This window comes from Streptomyces sp. NPDC054866, from assembly GCF_053610745.1.
Map to the genome: position 1 here is coordinate 79,319 of NZ_JBSGZA010000001.1, position 12,485 is coordinate 91,803.

Annotated in this window: 10 protein-coding genes; 7 read left to right on the top strand and 3 right to left on the bottom strand. The window is 70.4% G+C overall.

Annotated elements, in window-relative coordinates; all coding sequences use genetic code 11:
* The first annotated feature begins 42 nt into the window (after positions 1-42).
* The 3 genes from ACWGI2_RS00320 to ACWGI2_RS00330 all read left to right on the top strand — a co-directional run bounded on the left by ACWGI2_RS00320 (position 43) and on the right by ACWGI2_RS00330 (position 3,565).
* Complete coding sequence (locus ACWGI2_RS00320) at positions 43-702, top strand: histidine phosphatase family protein (RefSeq protein ID WP_453692703.1); 660 nt, start codon at positions 43-45, stop codon at positions 700-702.
* 30 nt (positions 703-732) lie between these two features.
* Entirely contained in the window at positions 733-1,641 is a 909-nt protein-coding gene (locus ACWGI2_RS00325) for an ADP-ribosylglycohydrolase family protein (RefSeq protein ID WP_453393861.1), read from the top strand.
* Positions 1,642-2,101: 460 nt separating this feature from the next.
* Positions 2,102-3,565, top strand: coding sequence for a DUF4153 domain-containing protein (locus tag ACWGI2_RS00330; protein ID WP_453692705.1), 1,464 nt, complete (start codon positions 2,102-2,104; stop codon positions 3,563-3,565).
* A gap of 126 nt (positions 3,566-3,691) precedes the next feature.
* Here ACWGI2_RS00330 and ACWGI2_RS00335 read toward each other — a convergent pair whose 3' ends face one another.
* Positions 3,692-5,248: an MFS transporter gene (locus ACWGI2_RS00335; protein ID WP_453393864.1), complete on the bottom strand. Its 1,557-nt coding sequence runs from the start codon at positions 5,246-5,248 to the stop codon at positions 3,692-3,694.
* Positions 5,249-5,397: 149 nt separating this feature from the next.
* Here ACWGI2_RS00335 and ACWGI2_RS00340 point away from each other — a divergent pair, with 149 nt between their 5' ends.
* The 3 genes from ACWGI2_RS00340 (at position 5,398) to ACWGI2_RS00350 (ending at position 7,522) form a co-directional block, all read left to right on the top strand.
* On the top strand, positions 5,398-6,012 hold the full coding sequence (locus ACWGI2_RS00340; protein WP_453692707.1) for a TetR/AcrR family transcriptional regulator: 615 nt from the start codon (positions 5,398-5,400) through the stop codon (positions 6,010-6,012).
* A gap of 56 nt (positions 6,013-6,068) precedes the next feature.
* Positions 6,069-6,770 (top strand): ribonuclease HII, encoded by a 702-nt coding sequence (locus ACWGI2_RS00345; protein ID WP_453692709.1) that lies wholly within the window; start codon positions 6,069-6,071, stop codon positions 6,768-6,770.
* A 77-nt stretch (positions 6,771-6,847) separates the two neighbouring features.
* A complete protein-coding gene (locus ACWGI2_RS00350) occupies positions 6,848-7,522 on the top strand; it encodes a hypothetical protein (protein WP_453692711.1) in 675 nt (224 codons plus the stop codon).
* 213 nt (positions 7,523-7,735) lie between these two features.
* Here ACWGI2_RS00350 and ACWGI2_RS00355 read toward each other — a convergent pair whose 3' ends face one another.
* Together ACWGI2_RS00355 and ACWGI2_RS00360 are read right to left on the bottom strand one after the other, a co-directional pair.
* Positions 7,736-8,374, bottom strand: coding sequence for a hypothetical protein (locus ACWGI2_RS00355; RefSeq protein ID WP_453692713.1), 639 nt, complete (start codon positions 8,372-8,374; stop codon positions 7,736-7,738).
* 214 nt (positions 8,375-8,588) lie between these two features.
* Positions 8,589-10,778, bottom strand: coding sequence for a RecQ family ATP-dependent DNA helicase (locus ACWGI2_RS00360; protein WP_453692715.1), 2,190 nt, complete (start codon positions 10,776-10,778; stop codon positions 8,589-8,591).
* A gap of 133 nt (positions 10,779-10,911) precedes the next feature.
* On the opposite strand from ACWGI2_RS00360, the gene ACWGI2_RS00365 reads away from it, so the two are divergent.
* The gene (locus ACWGI2_RS00365; RefSeq protein ID WP_453692717.1) at positions 10,912-12,348 is read left to right on the top strand and encodes a DUF4192 domain-containing protein; all 1,437 of its coding nucleotides are present in this window, start codon (positions 10,912-10,914) and stop codon (positions 12,346-12,348) included.
* Positions 12,349-12,485 lie beyond the last annotated feature (137 nt).

The following is a 12,485-nucleotide window of genomic DNA, read 5'->3' on the forward strand; positions in this document are numbered from 1 at the left end:
ACCGGTTGAGCCACCGGGGAGGGCCCGATCTAGGGTTTCCATATGGCACGTCCGCAGCGCATCTTCCTTGTCCGGCACGGCGAGTCGGCCGGAAACGCCGACGACACCGTGTACGAACGCGAACCCGACCACGCGCTGGCGCTCACCGAGAAGGGGTGGCGCCAGGCGGACGAGACGGGCGAGCAGCTACGGGAGGCCATCGGCCAGGAGCGGGTGAGTGTGTACGTCTCGCCCTACCGCCGCACCCATGAGACCTTCCGGGCCCTGCGGCTCGACCCCGACCTCGTGCGGATCCGCGAGGAGCCGCGGTTGCGGGAGCAGGACTGGGGGAACTGGCAGGACAGGGACGACGTCAGACTGCAGAAGGCGTACCGCGACGCGTACGGGCACTTCTTCTACCGCTTCGCCCAGGGTGAGTCGGGGGCCGACGTGTACGACAGGGTGGGCGCGTTCCTGGAGAGCCTCTACCGGAGCTTCGAGGCTCCGGACCATCCGCCGAACGTTCTCCTCGTCACCCACGGCCTGACCATGCGGCTGTTCTGCATGCGCTGGTTCCACTGGTCGGTGGCGGAGTTCGAGTCGCTGTCGAACCCCGGGAACGGCGAGATGCGGACGCTGGTGCTCGGCGAGGACGGCAAGTACACACTGGACCGGCCGTTCGAACGCTGGCGCGAACCCGAACCGTACGGCGTCACTGGATAGAGCGGCGTCACCGGATAGAGTGGCAGAGCGATGACCGCTGACTCCTCTCCCGACCGGCGCCTGGCCCGCGCTCTGGCCAGCCTGCGTGGACTGGCGGTGGGGGACGCGCTGGGCTCTCAGTTCTTCGTGCCCGCGAACTACCCGCTGCTGAAGCGCCGGGAAGCGCCCCCAGGCCCCTGGCAGTGGACCGACGACACCGAGATGGCCTGCTCCGTGCTCACGGTCCTGGTCCGCCACGACCGGATCGACCAGGACGCGCTCGCCCTCTCCTTCGCCGAGCACCATGACTTCGACCGCGGCTACGGCCCCGCCGTGAACCGTCTGCTCAGGCAGGTCCGGGAAGGCGGGGACTGGCGGGAGCTGGCCTCCGCGCTGTTCAAGGGGCAGGGCTCCTGGGGCAACGGAGCTGCCATGCGGATCGCCCCGCTCGGCGCCTGGTACGCGGACGATCCCGAGCAGGCGACGCACCAGGCGGAGATCTCCGCGTACCCCACGCACCAGCACCGTGAGGCGGTCGTGGGAGCCATGGCGGTGGCCGCCGCGGCGGCACTGGCCGCCGACTCCGCTGGGCCGCCCGCTCCGAAGGCGCTGTTGGACGGTGTCATCGACCTCGTGCCCCGCAGCGCCGTGGGGGCGGGGCTCCGTCGCGCTCGGGACATGCTCGACTACGGAGACGCGGCCACTGTCGCCGCGGTCCTCGGCTGTGGCCGCCGCACGACGGCTCATGACACGGTGCCGTTCGCCCTGTGGTCGGCCGCCCGTGGCCTCGGCGCCTATGAGCGGGCCATCTGGTCGACCGCCCAGGTGGGCGGCGACATGGACACGACCTGCGCCATCGTGGGCGGAGTGGTCGCTTCCGGCGAGGGCGGGGAACCTTCGGGGGAGTGGCTGGAGCGGACCGAGGAGTTGCCCGGCTGGGTGCCGGTCACTACGGGCTGACTTAGGGATTCCGACCTAGGGGTTCAGACCTAGGGATTCCGGCGTGACTGTCACGGTCATGCCACAGCACGGCCGATGCGGGGGCCGGCGCCGGTCTCGCGGCTACTCTTGCCGGCAGGCCGCGAGTTGATCATGGCTTGCGTGTCCTCAACGAGATGCCGGTCGCCCGGCGGCCCCGCCACGCGTGCGTGCCGTCTGCTGCACATGTGCACATGCGGATGCTGCACGTGCGGATGCTGCATGTGCGGACCGGCCGGGAGGGGGTCCCGTGTCCGAAACAGCGTCCACGCCTGAGCCATCAGATCCTGAGCCATCAGATGTGGAACATTCACCAGCAGGTTCAGTAAAAGGTTCAGTAAGAGATTCAGCAGGAGCACCGCTGAGGGAGCCGCGAGCGGACGGCGGCTCAGGGCCTCATCCCGACTGGGCGTACCCGGGGGGCGGGTACAAGCACGAGCCGTTGCTGGCCGACCTGCGGGCCGATCCGCCCGCCCCGGTCCGGACGGGCACGCTCGGCGCGGTGCTCGCGACCGGCCTGCTGAGCATGCTGCTGCTCGGCGACGGGCTCGCGATCAACCTGCTGATCGTCGCCTTGCCGGCCGCGCTCGCCGCGTACTTCGCCGCCGAGCAGGCCGGTCGCAGGCCGCGCCCATGGACGCTGACCTGGGCGGCTGGTGGGCTCGCGCTGCTTGCGGTGCCCGCGCTGCGGGACGCGGGCTGGCCTTCGTTCCTTGCCATCGTCTCCGCCATCGCTCTGGGGTCGCTCGCGCTGCACGGCTGCCGTACCTGGCCCGGCGTGCTGCTCGGGCCGGTCGGTCTCTTCGAAGCGGTGCTCTCCGGCCTTGGCTGGGGCTGGCGCGGGGTGCGGAGCCGGGCGAGCGGGTCCCGGAGCGGTCCCGTGCTGCGGGCGGTCGCGGTGACCGCCGTGCTGCTACTGGTCTTCGGTGCGCTGTTCGCCGGGGCCGATGCCGCCTTCGCGGGGCTCCTGGGCGATCTGATGCCCGATGCCTCCGTTGCCGACGGGCCGTGGCGTCTGCTGCTCTTCGCGGTCGGCGTCGTTGGAGCGCTCGCCGCGGCGCACACCGCTGCCGCGCCCCTGCGCTGGGACCGGCTCGTCGTAGGCCCCGGCCGGGAGCGGGGCCGCGTCGAGTGGGCGCTGCCTTTGATCGTCCTGAACCTGCTGTTCGCGGCGTTCAACGCGGTGCAGCTGGCCGTGCTCTTCGGCGGGTACGACGCGGTCCTTGAGAAGACCGACCTCTCGTACTCCGCGTATGCGCGCCAGGGCTTCTGGCAGCTGCTCCTCGCCACGCTGCTCACCCTGGTCGTCATCGTCCTCGCCCTGCGCTGGGCGCCGCGGGCCGGCGCACGCGACCGAGGTCTGGTGCGGGCCGTGCTCGGCACGCTCTGCGCCCTCACACTCGTCGTCGTCGCGTCGGCGGTGCGGCGCATGGACATGTACGTCGAGGCATACGGCCTGACCAGACTGCGTATCTCCGTCGTGGCCGTGGAGCTCTGGCTCGGCGTGGTCATCGTGCTGATCATGGCGGCCGGGGTGTGGGGAGCCCGCTGGCTGCCGCGCGCCGTCGCCGCGAGTGCCGCGGCCGGTGTGCTGGCCTTCGGACTCCTCTCGCCCGACGGCCTCATCGCCGAGCGCAATGTCCAGCGCTACGAAGACACTGGGAAGTTCGACCTGGAGTACGCGCGCGGGCTGTCCGCCGATGCCGCCCCGGCCATCGACGGACTGCCGGAGCCATTGCGATCCTGCGCCCTTGAGGGCATCGCGAAGGGCCTCGGGTCCGAGCCTGGCCCTTGGCACGCCACCAGCCTCGGGGAGGCGCGGGCCAGGGAGATCATCGAGGACCGGCCGCCCACGACACCCTCGGCGGGCTGCGCACGCACCGGCGATGAGACCTCGTACCGCTGAGTCGCTAGTGGCCGGCCATGGCGGCGGAGGGGGCGGTGGCGAGCACCGGGCCGCCCCTCGCCGTCGTGGCCGACCCGGTAGGCACGCCACGGTGGACGACCCAGCACGCACGCACGTACGCCCCCGTCAGCCGCCCGCCGGGCCCGCCGCGCTCGCCGTGCCGGCCAACGCGTCCATGTCGCTCTTGCGCACCCGGACGAGCACCAGGGCGGTGACCAGGGCGAGCACGGCCATGGCGACGGCCGGTATGAAGGCCGTCGAGATGCCCTGGGACAGCACTTCGTGTCCCCAGGGCGCGGGCAGCTCGCCGGTCTTGGCGAAGACGGCCTTCTGTTCCGGCGAAGCGTTCGCCATGAAGTCCGCCATCTGTTCCTTGCCCTCGTCACGGCTCGCCGTGCCGAACACCGTGGTCAGGATGGACAGACCGAGTGAACCGCCCACCTGCTGCGTCGCGTTGAGCAGCCCTGATGCCGCGCCCGCCTCGTGTTGGGCCACTCCGGAGACGGCTGTCAGTGTCAGGGTCACGAAGTTCAGACCCATGCCGAAGCCGAACAGCAGCATCGGGCCGAGCACTCCGCCCACGTACGAACTGTCCGGGCTGATCAAGGTCTGCCAGCCGAGTCCGAGGGCGACGATGGCCGAGCCGGTCACCATGAACGGCTTGGGGCCGAGGACCGGAAGCAGCCGTTGGGAGATGCCCGCGCCCGCCACGATCGCGACCGTAACCGGCAGGAAGGCGAGGCCTGCCTCGATCGGTGTGTAGCTCAGTACGTTCTGGACGAAGAGCACGATGAAGAAGAACATCCCGAACATCGCCGCGGCCAGGCTCAGCATGATCACGTACGAGCCCGAGCGGTTGCGGTCGGCGAACATCTTCAGCGGAGTGATCGGTTCCTTCGCCCGGCTCTCGATCAGGGCGAAGGCAAGGAGCAGCACGATCGCCGCGCCGAACGACCCCAGGGTGAGGTTGTCGCGCCAGCCGTCCTCGGACGCCCGGATGAAGCCGTAGACCAGGGAGGCCATGCCGAGGGTCGACGTGAGGGCGCCCGCGATGTCGAAACGGCCCGGATGGCGCTTGGACTCGCTGATGTAGAGCGGGGTGAGGAAGGCGATCAGGATGCCGATGGGTACGTTCACGAACAGCACCCAGCGCCAGTCGAGCCACTCCGTGAGCATGCCGCCGGCCAGCAGTCCGATGGCGCCGCCGCCTGCGGAGACGGCCGCGAACACGCCGAACGCGCGGTTGCGCTCGGGGCCTTCGGGAAACGTCGTGGTGATGAGGGCCAGGGAGGTGGGCGACGCGATCGCGCCACCTACGCCTTGCAGGGCGCGCGCGGCCAGCAACTGCCAGGGTTCCTGAGCGAAGCCACCCAGGAGTGAAGCGAGGGTGAAGACCAGGATGCCGGTCATGAAGACCCGGCGGCGGCCGAGGATGTCACCGGCCCGGCCGCCGAGAAGTAGCAGGCCACCGAAGGTGAGTGTGTACGCGCTGACGACCCAAGTGAGGTCTGTGGTGGAGAATTTGAGCGCGTCCTGAATGTGCGGGAGCGCGATGTTCACAATCGTCGCGTCTAGGACCACCATGAGTTGGCAGGCCGCGATGACGGTCAAGGCGATACCGGGTCGGCCCTCTCGGCGGGCGGCGCCTGGATCTTGATCTTTGGCTAACTGAGAGGTTGTCACTATGGGTCCCCCACAAGTGCGTTAGTGAACGCCCCCGTTCACTGTTCCGTCTACGGTAGTGACTCCCCATCAGTGAACGCAACCGTTCACTGACACTGCCTCGTACTTCAAGTAGTCCAACCTCCACGTACTCCAACGGAGAGATATCGATGGTTACTTCGCGCTGGAGCGCCGCAGCCGCTCAAACGGCCTCCCTGCGCCGCCGGGGCCCCGTGCTGGAACGGGCGATCCTCGAGGCCACGCTCGAGCAGCTCAGCACCGTCGGCTGGAACGGCCTGACGATGGAAGGCGTGGCCGCGGGCGCCCAGACCGGCAAGGCCGCCGTCTATCGCCGCTGGCCCTCCAAAGAGGACCTCGTCGTGGACGCGTTGCAGGCCGGTCTTCCGAAACTCGTCTCCGCACCGGACTGCGGAGGGGTCAGGGAAGATCTCCTCCAGCTGTGCAGGCAGATGCGTGAGGCGATGTTCTCGCGGCCCGGATTCGCTCTCCGCTCGGTGCTTCACGAGTGCGACACGGTGTCGGCCGAGCGATTCCATGGAGTGATCTTCGACGGGGTCATCGGGCCGAGCGTGGAGCTGATCAAAGAGGTCGTACGCCGCGGAGTCGAGCGTGGTGAGGTGCGCGCGGAGGCCACGAACTCCTACGTATGCGATGTCATTCCGGCGATGATGATGTACCGCTCCAAGGTGTGCGGGAGCGAATGGGGGGACGAGGAGTTCGCCGAGCTGATCGACCAGGTCATGGTTCCGCTGCTTCGTCGGTAGGCATGGGCGGGCCTGGGTGTCGCGGGCGGTATGCGGCGGCGTAGGCTGATGGCGCCATGCCGTACGAACCACCCACCCACACTGTCGAGCGCTCCCTTCGCGCTACCACCGGAGCGAAGATCGTTGCCGGAGTCGACGAAGTCGGGCGCGGAGCGTGGGCGGGACCGGTCACCGTATGTGCGGCGATCACGGGACTGCGCAGGCCGCCCGAAGGGCTCACCGATTCCAAGCTGATCACTCCCAAGCGGCGCACCACGCTCGCCGTGGAGCTGGAGAGCTGGGTCACGGCCTATGCCCTGGGGCACTCCTCGCCCGAGGAGATCGACGACATGGGGATGACCGCCGCGCTGCGGCTCGCCGCCGGGCGCGCTCTGGAGGCACTCCCGGTGCGTCCGGAAGCGGTGATCCTCGATGGGAAGCACGACTATCTCGGGACTCCCTGGCAGGTTCGTACGGTGATCAAGGGCGACCAATCCTGTGTGGCCGTCGCCGCGGCGTCGGTGATCGCCAAGGTTCGGCGCGACAAAATGATGGCCGAACTGGGTATCGAACATGCAGACTTCGGTTTTGCGGCCAACGCCGGCTATCCGTCGCCGGTGCACAAGGCCGCGCTGGCGGAGCGGGGGCCCACCCCGTACCACCGGATGTCGTGGGCGTATCTTGATGCGCTGCCCCAGTGGCGGCACCTCAAGAAGGCCCGCAGCTGGGCGGATGGAAGCGTTCCGGAAATCGAGGGCCAGCTCGGCTTCGATTTCTGACACTTCCGGCAGTTCCACTCGCACTCATGTGCCACCCGCCGATGCCACGCGCACCGGCGTTTGATAGACAACAACGCATGCCTCTCAGTCCCGAGGAGCCTCAGATTCACGAGAGTGCCCAGGGTCCCCGCGTGACCCCGGCCAGTGGCCGCATCACGCCGACCCCCCGCCCCGTACCCGGCCCGCGTCCCGCGGCTGCGCCGCATCCTGGCCGACCGGGCCCCGCCCGGCCGACGCCGCCGGCGCAGCGCACGTCGCGTGAGCCGGCCGCCAAGCCCGGGCCGTCCGCCCCGGCTGCTTCCGGATCTTCCGCCGCTCCCGCTGGTCCCCCCGGGGGATCCGCCACGGACGCCGGTGCTTCGGTTCCGCAGATCCAGCTGATCCCGGCTTCCGTCGAGGGGGCGCTCGACGCCGCCGAGGAAGCCGTTGACCTGCTGCTCGACTCGGGCCGCGCTCCGGGTGAGGTGCTGGTGATCACCACCGGCGACCCGCACCCGTGGGCCACGCACGAGCTGTCGTTCGGCGAGACCTCCTACTGGGCTCAGCACGACGCGGGCGACGACGTCTTCTACGCCGACGCCGCCGCCCTGGACCGTGCCGTGTCCCGCCCCGTGGTCGTCGTCGCCATCAACGGCGGCAGCGAGGAGACCGCGGTCGGCGCACTGCCGACGGCGCTCACCCGGGCCGGAGCTCTGCTGATCGTCTGCGGTGACCCGCAGCGGATCAACGCGATGCTGGGCGCGGGCGTCTGACGTTCGCTGTCCGGCATCCGCGCTCCGGGCTCCGGCTGCGACTGCCTGATGTTCGAGGGCGGGTGGACGGAGCCGGGCGTGGAGCGGCCGGTGTCTGTGGCATGGCCGGGTGAGCTTCGAGCCGTGTGCGTCGTGTATCGCGCGACGCGGGCGGCGGACGCGCTCCGGTCCATGCCTGTGGCCCGCCTCGTGGCGGGTGGTGCGGCGGGCGCCTCAGCGTGCCGCGGCTCGGCGCAGTACGTCGGACGCGGCGCCGCCGGTGCGCGGTGGTGGCGGATCGGTGTCGGCGAAGGCCTCGGGGTTCGAGCCGGTGCTGGGCCGACGGCCGCCACGACCCTCGCCGAGCACCTGCCAGCCGTCACGCGTGAGCGTGATGTAGGCGCCGCACCGCAGCCCGTGCAGCGTGCACGCGTCCCGCAGCCCCCACATCCACGCCCCGTCCTCCTGTGTCCAACGCGCGTCTCCGTCACGGCAGTAGAGCAGGACGGCGGTGCGCACCGGAGAGCGGCGCCGCAGGTCGTGCGGGATGACCCGGCGCAGCTGTGCGAGCAGTGCGTTACGGAAGACCCAGCCGTCCGCCGTGCTCGGCCGCCGGGTGAACGAAGCGCTCGCCCGGAGCCGTTCCTCAGGATCGAGGACGGCGACGACGGCTGTCGCGGGCGTCGGGCGGTGGCGGGCGTGCAGGCCGCTGACGACCTCACGCGGATTGCGCAGCAGGGGAATTCCCGCGGCTGACCACTCCGCGGGTTCGAGCATCCGGGTCAGTCGGTTGGCGGAATCGGCGGACATCTCAGCCGACGTCGAAGACTCCGACATCGATGCCGCAGCGGACGGAGCGAATCCGAAGGTCACGGTCCTCCCTTCGGCTACGCGCCCAGAGGGCGGGGTCGGACTGGGGGAGCGCACCGCGGCACAGTGCTACCGGGCCACGGGGAGCCGCGCGGGGAGCGATACCAATTCTTCCCGTCGGACTGCCTTGCGGCAACGAGCAATTGGGACCGCCGGCCGGTATCTGGTGATGCGCCTGCTATATCCCTGCCCACCGCGCCCCGCATCGACGCTTGCGTCAGCCTTGCACGGCCAGGACCAGCGGCAACACCCCCTTGGCTCCGGCTCGGCGGAGCATGCGCGCGGCCACCGCCAGGGTCCAGCCGCTGTCCGTCAGATCGTCGACGAGCAGCACGGGACCACCCGCTTCCTGGAGCGCAGTGGCGAGTTCGGAAGGCACGGTCAGCGTCCCGTCGAGGGCGCGCAGGCGCTGGGCGCTGTTGGTCCTCGGCACATGCGCCGTATCGGCTCCGGCGGCGTACTCGATGGAGCCGAGGAGCGGCAGGCGGCCGATCTCGGCGATCCGCGCGCCCAGCGACTGGATCAGCTGGGGCCTGGTGTGCGAGGACATGGTCACGACGCCGGCCGGTCGTGGCGGGGCGTCGGTGCTGCCCGAGGCCCAGCCGCCGGGGCCCTTCGCCCAGTCGGCCAGGACGCCGACCACGGCCTTCGCGACGTCGTCGGGCACCGGCCCATCAGGGGCCTGCGGGGCGAGCATCGGCCGGAGCCGGTTGCCCCACCCGATGTCCGAGAGCCTTCCCAAAGCCCGGCCCTGGGAGGCCTGTTCCCCGGCGGGGATACGTCCCTTGAGGTCGACGCCGACCGCGGCGAGCCCGGTCGGCCACATCTTCCGGGGTTCCACATCCACGCCCGCGCGGACCAGTTCGCCCCGTGCGGTGTCGAGCGCCCCGGAGGACACGGCGTCGGTGAAGCGCGCTCCCGCGCAGTTGTCGCAGCGGCCGCAGGGCGCGGCCGCCTCGTCGTCCAGCTGCCGCCGCAGGAACTCCATCCGGCAGCCGGGAGTCGTGGCGTAGTCACGCATCGCCTGCTGCTCCGTCTGTCGCTGCTTGGCGACCCAGGCATAGCGCTCGGCGTCGTACGCCCAGGGCATTCCCGTGGAGGTCCAGCCGCCCTTGACGCGCCGGACCGCGCCGTCCACGTCGAGGACCTTGAGCATCGTCTCGAGGCGTGACCGGCGCAGCTCGACCAACGGCTCCAGGGCCGGCAGCGACAGCGGCCTGCCTGCTTGGGCCAGCACGTCCAGCGTGCGCCGGACCTGCTCCTCGGGCGGGAAGGCGAGCGAGGCGAAGTAGTTCCAGATCGCCTCGTCCTCCTTGCCCGGCAGGAGCAGCACCTCCGCGTGGTCCACACCGCGGCCCGCGCGGCCGACCTGCTGGTAGTACGCGATCGGGGAGGAGGGGGAGCCGAGATGCACCACGAAACCGAGGTCGGGCTTGTCGAAGCCCATCCCCAGGGCGGAGGTGGCGACCAGGGCCTTCACGCGGTTGGCGAGCAGATCCTCCTCGGCCTGCTGACGGTCCGCGTTCTCCGTCTTCCCGGTGTAGGAGGTGACGGTGTGCCCGCACTGCCGCAAGAAGGCGGTGATCTCCTCGGCTGCTGCGACGGTGAGCGTATAGATGATCCCTGAGCCAGGCAGCTCGTCCAGATGGTCGGCGAGCCACGCCAGCCGGTGTGCGGCGTTGGGAAGTTGGAGCACACTCAGGCTCAGGCTCTCCCGGTCCAGGGGCCCGCGCAGTACGAGCGCGTCCGAAGTGCCGCCGGTGCCCAGCTGCTCGGCCACGTCGGCCGTCACGCGCGCGTTGGCCGTCGCTGTGGTGGCCAGGACGGGGACGCCCGGCGGCAGGTCGGCGAGCATCGTGCGCAGCCGTCGGTAGTCGGGGCGGAAGTCATGGCCCCAGTCCGAGATGCAGTGCGCCTCGTCGACCACGAGCAGGCCGGTCGCCGCGGCGAGCTTGGGCAGGACCTGATCGCGGAAGTCCGGGTTGTTCAACCGCTCCGGACTGACGAGGAGGACGTCCACGTCGCCCGAGGCCACCTCGGCCTGGATGGTCTCCCACTCCTCCGTGTTGGAGGAATTGATCGTGCGGGCGCGGATCCCGGCTCGCGCAGCCGACTCCACCTGGTTGCGCATGAGCGCGAGCAGCGGGGAGACGATCACGGTGGGGCCGCTGCCCCGCTCCCGCAGCAGTGCGGTCGCGACGAAGTACACGGCGGACTTTCCCCAGCCCGTGCGCTGCACGACCAGCGCCCGGCGCTTTTCGGCGACGAGCGCTTCGATCGCGCGCCACTGGTCCTCACGCAGCCGTGGCCCGTCCGACGGTGGCACCTTGCCGCTTGCGGGCGCGGGACCGCCGACGAGGCGGGCGAGTACGGCATCGGCCGCCGTGCGCAGATCTTCGTTGCTCATGCCCCCATGCAACCCGATGGGTCTGACATTAGGCGAACGAGTCCGCCGAGCTGTGGATAACTCTTGGCGTGCCCCTGACCCTAGTTATCCACAGGGCAAACCGGAATCTGGTGATCCGCGGGAGAGTCGGCGCATGGCGAACCACAGCGAACAAAACGACCCGATCGACTCGACCAACTCCATCGACTCAACTGACTCCACCGATCCCACCCACGCCACCAACCCCGTCAACCCGATCAATCCCATCGATCCCATCGCTCCCATTGGTTCCATCGACGAGACGCTGGTCACCTTGCGCACCCCGGCCGAACTCGCGGACGCCCTGCCGTACTTGCTCGGGTTCAAGCCAGAGGAGAGCATCGTCCTCATCGCCCTGCACGGCGAGCGGGGGCGGTTCGGCGGCCGGGTGCGTCTCGGTATTCCCGGGCGCGAGGAGGACTGGCCGCCCATCGCGGAGCAGCTCGCCCAGTGCCTGGTGGGCGGCTGCGAGCGGCGCGGCGCCAGGCCCGACGGCATCGTGGCCTTCCTGTGCGCGGAACCGGTCGGCGCCGAATCCGGCCGGCAGGTCATGGAGCGCCTGCGACCGCTGGCGCAGGTGCTCCGCACCGCCTGCGGAAGCCTCGATGTCCCCGTGTTCGAGGTCGTGTGCATCTCGGCGGGCAGCTTCTGGACCTACTGCTGTCCGAACAAGCAGTGCTGCCCACCGGAGGGCGTGCCACTGCTGAGGCCCGGCACTTCGGTTCTGGCCGCGGCCACGGCCTACGCCGGCGTCCAAGTGGGCGTCACGCCCAGGGAGATGAGGGCGCGCCTCACCCCGTGGGAATCCGCCGCCGCGGTGGGCCAGGAGGCCGCACTCGACGCGGCGGGCATGGCGATCGTGCACCGGATCCTGGAGGAGGACGGGCACGCCGAGGTCTCCGCTGACACGCTTGACCTGGCCCGAAGGATCATGGCGCGCATGGTTGCCGCGCCGTCGGTCAGCGACAGGCTGGAGGCCGACCTCCAGGATGACGAACTCCTTGCGCACGACGAAGCCGCGGCACTGATCCTCGGTCTCCAGGACCGTACGACGCGCGATCGGGCTGCGGAGTGGATGGAAGGCGACGCCGCGGCACCGGCGCTTCGTCTCTGGAGGGCCCTGGCCCGTCGCTGCGTCGGCGCCTACGGGGAGCACGCCGCTGCGCCCCTGTCGCTGGCGGGCTGGGTCGCATGGTCCCTCGGCGACACCACCGAGGGACAGGAAGCCCTGGACATGGCGCTGTGTGCCGATCCGAGTTACACCTTCGCGCAGCTCCTGCACCATGCCTGCACCGGAGATCTGGACCCCGAGCCGATCCGTCGCTGCCTGCGCAGGGAGCGAACCGACCGTGGCACGAAGGGAGTTCAGACCGAACTTCCCCTGTCCGTGGAGCCTTCGGGCCCCGCAGGTGCGCCGGTGGGTGTTGCTCCACGACGCCGCCGCCCCGCACGCTCGAAGAGCGGCACTGATGCCCGGGCCACCGACAGGCCGACCACAGGGCCACAGAACCGCCGTCGCACCCTCCGGCGCGCGGCGAGGAACGACACGTGAACCCGGGGGCTCCGCGCCCGGGGGCAGGGACCCGAAGGGTGCAGTCCGGGGTGTCGTACGGGGAAGGCAGGGGCCGGGCGAGTGGCTTCCCCTCCCGTAGGCGTGACTTGGGGCAGGGCGGGTCCGTTCACCTGAGT

Coding starts and splice junctions, on each gene's coding strand:
- ACWGI2_RS00320 (WP_453692703.1), top strand. CDS start 43: ATGGCACGTCCGCAGCGCATCTTCCTTGTCCGGCACGGCGAGTCGGCC.
- ACWGI2_RS00325 (WP_453393861.1), top strand. CDS start 733: ATGACCGCTGACTCCTCTCCCGACCGGCGCCTGGCCCGCGCTCTGGCC.
- ACWGI2_RS00340 (WP_453692707.1), top strand. CDS start 5,398: ATGGTTACTTCGCGCTGGAGCGCCGCAGCCGCTCAAACGGCCTCCCTG.
- ACWGI2_RS00345 (WP_453692709.1), top strand. CDS start 6,069: ATGCCGTACGAACCACCCACCCACACTGTCGAGCGCTCCCTTCGCGCT.
- ACWGI2_RS00350 (WP_453692711.1), top strand. CDS start 6,848: ATGCCTCTCAGTCCCGAGGAGCCTCAGATTCACGAGAGTGCCCAGGGT.
- ACWGI2_RS00360 (WP_453692715.1), bottom strand. CDS start 10,778: ATGAGCAACGAAGATCTGCGCACGGCGGCCGATGCCGTACTCGCCCGC.
- ACWGI2_RS00365 (WP_453692717.1), top strand. CDS start 10,912: ATGGCGAACCACAGCGAACAAAACGACCCGATCGACTCGACCAACTCC.